Source organism: Azoarcus sp. TTM-91 (assembly GCF_012911025.1).
Classification (GTDB): Bacteria; Pseudomonadota; Gammaproteobacteria; order Burkholderiales; family Rhodocyclaceae; genus Azoarcus.
The window spans coordinates 1-3,455 of sequence record NZ_WUEI01000211.1 but is presented as its reverse complement, the minus strand read 5'-3'; the positions used below and the strand labels follow the sequence as shown (position 1 = coordinate 3,455).

The following is a 3,455-nucleotide window of genomic DNA, read 5'->3' as shown; positions in this document are numbered from 1 at the left end:
CCGCCCCCACCGCATGCCTCGTTCCCGTACCGGCCCTGCCCCGCTGAAGCGACCGTCCGCCAACGAACCCACGCTGTTCCAGCGTCGCGGCCGCCGCGAGCGCATCGCCGCGCGGGTGTTCGACACGGTGCATGACGGCGTGGTGGTGACCGACGCCAGCTGCCGCATCGTCGAGATCAACCGTGCCTTCGTGGAAACCAGCGGCTATGCGCGTGAGGAACTGATAGGCCGCACCCCGCACCTGCTGCGCTCCGGCTGGCACGACAGCGCCTTCTACGAGGACATGTGGAGCGAGATCGGCAGCACCGGCATGTGGCGCGGCGAGATCATCAACCGCCGCCGCAACGGCCAGCTGGTGTCGGAACTGGTTGCGATCAGCGCGGTGCGAGACAGCAGCGGCCGCATCAGCCACTACGTCGCCACCTACTCCGATCTGTCCATGATCAAGGAGTACCAGCAGCGGCTGGAGCACCTCGCCTACCACGACCCGCTCACCCAGCTGCCCAACCGCCAGCTGTTCTCCGACCGCATGGAGCAGGCGCTGGCGCAGGCGCGCCGCCACGGCACCATGCTGGCGGTGTGCTACCTGGACCTGGACGGCTTCAAGCCGATCAACGACCGCCACGGCCACCACGCCGGCGACGAGGTGCTGCAGGAGATCTCCACCCGGCTGAAGGCCAATCTGCGCGGCGGCGACACGGTGGCGCGGCTGGGCGGCGACGAGTTCGCCCTGCTGCTGAGCGACATCACCAGCGCGGACGAACTGGAGACGGTGCTGGGCCGCCTGCTGGAGGTCATCTCCCACCCGGTGGCCGGACTGGAGGGCAGCCCGCTGAGCGCCAGCATAGGCGTGAGCCTGTTCCCGGACGACGGCGAGGACGCCGACACCCTGCTGCGCCACGCCGACCAGGCGATGTACCGCGCCAAGGAGGGCGGCCGCAACGCCTGGCGGCTGTTCGGCTCGGTGGACGAGGTGCAGTCCCACAAGCGCAAGAACCTGCAGCAGGAGATACGCAACGGCCTCAAGCGCGGCGAGTTCCGCATCCACTACCAGCCGGTGATCTCCATCGACAACCGCATGGTGGTGGGCTGCGAGGGCCTGATCCGCTGGCAGCACCCCACCCGCGGGCTGCTGCCGCCGGCCGCCTTCCTGTTCGCCATCCAGGACACCACGCTGGCCCGCGAGGTAGACGAGTGGGTGCTGGACGCGGTGCTGGAGCAGCTGGCCGAATGGCAGCACCACGACATCGAGCTGCCAGCCAGCGTCAACGTCTCCGCCCCGCTGCTGCAGCAGGAGGAGCTGGGCCTGCTGCTGAGCGAGCGGCTGGCGCGCCACCCGGGGCTGGACCCGCACCTGATCGAGTTCGAGATCCTGGAAACCGCTGCGCTGCAGGACCTGTCACGCGCCAGCCGCATCGTCGGCGACTGCAACCGCCGTGGCTTCCGCTTCGCGCTGGACGACTTCGGCACCGGCTATTCCTCGCTCACCTACTGCCGCCAGCTGCCGGTGCAGGCGCTGAAGATAGACCGTTCCTTCATCAACGAGATGCTGGACGACCCGGAAGACCGCGCCATCGTCGAAGGCGTGATCGGCCTGGCGCGCGCCTTCCGCCGTCGGGTGGTGGCCGAGGGCGTGGAGAAGCCGGAACAGCTCACCGCGCTGGCCGAGCTGGGCTGCGACCATGTGCAGGGCTACGGCATCTCGCCGCCGCTGGCGCCGGACGACTTCGAGCACTGGCTGAAGGAATACCGCAGCCGGCACGTCGAGCCGGCCTGAACCGCGGCCGCGGAAAAACCCGGGAAAGCGGGGCAGGCGGAATCCGCCCGCGCCCTCAGCCGCCGGCCTGGTGCCGCGACAGGATGAAACCGAAGCCGCGCACCGCCCGCAGCGGCAGCGCCTCGCCGGTCTCGCTCTGGATCTTGCGCCGCAGCCGGCTCACCAGCATGTCCAGCCGGTGGTTGAGGTAGTAGTCGGCGCGGTGGCCCATCGCCTCCACCAGCACTTCGCGCCGCACCACTTCGTTGGCCTGGTTGAACAGGCACTGGATGAAGAGCCGCTCCGAGGGCGTCAGCGACACCGAACGCCCACCGGGCGACACCAGCGCCCAGCCATCCACCGTCAGCACCCACTCCGGCGCGGCCGGCTGCGGCGCGCGTGGTGGCGGCGGCTCGACCTCGCCGCCGGCGGGGACCAGCGCCATCCGCCGCCGCACGCTCACCAGCGTCACCGCCAGCTCGCGCAGGTCCGCCGGCTTGGACAGCCAGGCGTCCGCGCCGCCCATCAGGCCGCGCACCCGGTCTTCCACGCCGCGCCGGCCGGAGAGGATGACGATGCCGACGTTGCTGATGGAGCGCAGATGCTCGGTCACCGAGAAGCCATCCTCGCCCGGCAGGCCGATGTCCACCACGACGATGTCGCAGCGCGACTTGAGCATGCCGCGGTACAGCTCGCGCGGATCGGGAAAGGTCTGCACGGCGAAGCCGAAGTCCGCCAGGCCGAGGCCGATCTCTTCACGCAGGTCTTCATCGTCCTCGACGACGAAGACCTGGATGCCAGCGCCTATGCGCGTGTCTTCCAGGACGTTCATATCCACCAAGATTCGAGTGCCGCAACACGGCGGAGGGGAGATGGCTGCCGGGCGGCGCCGCGATGGCCCCGCCCGGGCGGGCAGGTTCCGCCTGCGGGCGGGCATCCTAACCCGCCGGAGCGGCCGAATACCGTTGCATCCGTCACGCCGCGGACACGATATTCAGCGCGATTCGAGCAGCAAACGGCCGTTGCCGGGCTGCAGCGGGCGGATGTTGCGCGGGTAGAGGCGGCTGAAGATGGCGATCTGTTCATCCGATACCGGCACCGGCTGCTTCAGCACCACCCAGCTCACGCCCTCGGTGCACGGCGGCGTGGATAAGGAGCCGAGGTAGAGATAGTGGGCCGGGCTGGTGGGCAGGAAGGCGCCCAGGTCCATCATGCCGGTGGGCATGTAGTTGCTGCCTTTCTCCAGCGGCAGGTTGTTCAGCACCGCCTGCAGCAGCGGATTGGGCTGGGTGCCGCGCTCCAGCAGCACCGAGACGATGGCGATGCGGCCGTCGAAATCCCGGTGCAGGAACTGCACCGACATGTCGGAAGCCTGGCCGCCGATGCGCACTTCCGAGGGCCGGTGGATGGTGAAGGAGTCCAGCGCATAGCGCTGCCCGCGCAGCTCGATGCCCATGCCCTCTCCCACCGTCACCCGCAGGGTGTTGCCGGTGTCGGCGATGCGGAAGCGGGTCGGGCGGTAATCGAACTTCACCGGCTCCAGGTCCACCGCCACACCGTCGCGCAGGTCTATCGGCGATTGCCGCAAGCCCTCGGCGCACAGCCGCCAGTCGGGCCGCAGCTTGCCCCAGTTGTCCGGGCCGGACTCGCCGTCGTAGCGCCAACCTTCGCCGGCCATGAGCACCGGCATGGGGCGGGC

3 protein-coding genes are annotated in these 3,455 nt (G+C 69.6%); 1 reads left to right on the top strand and 2 read right to left on the bottom strand.

Going from position 1 to position 3,455, the window contains the following annotated elements:
* Positions 1 to 1,777: EAL domain-containing protein (locus tag GRF61_RS23615; protein ID WP_211166173.1), on the top strand; the 1,777-nt coding region annotated here is incomplete at its 5' end.
* A gap of 55 nt (positions 1,778 to 1,832) precedes the next feature.
* Here the strand turns inward: GRF61_RS23615 and GRF61_RS23610 are convergent.
* A complete protein-coding gene (locus GRF61_RS23610; RefSeq protein WP_248281424.1) occupies positions 1,833 to 2,588 on the bottom strand; it encodes a response regulator transcription factor in 756 nt (251 codons plus the stop codon).
* A 162-nt stretch (positions 2,589 to 2,750) separates the two neighbouring features.
* Positions 2,751 to 3,455, bottom strand: a 705-nt coding sequence (locus tag GRF61_RS23605; RefSeq protein ID WP_248281423.1) for a carbonic anhydrase family protein, incomplete at its 5' end; no start/stop codon positions are given.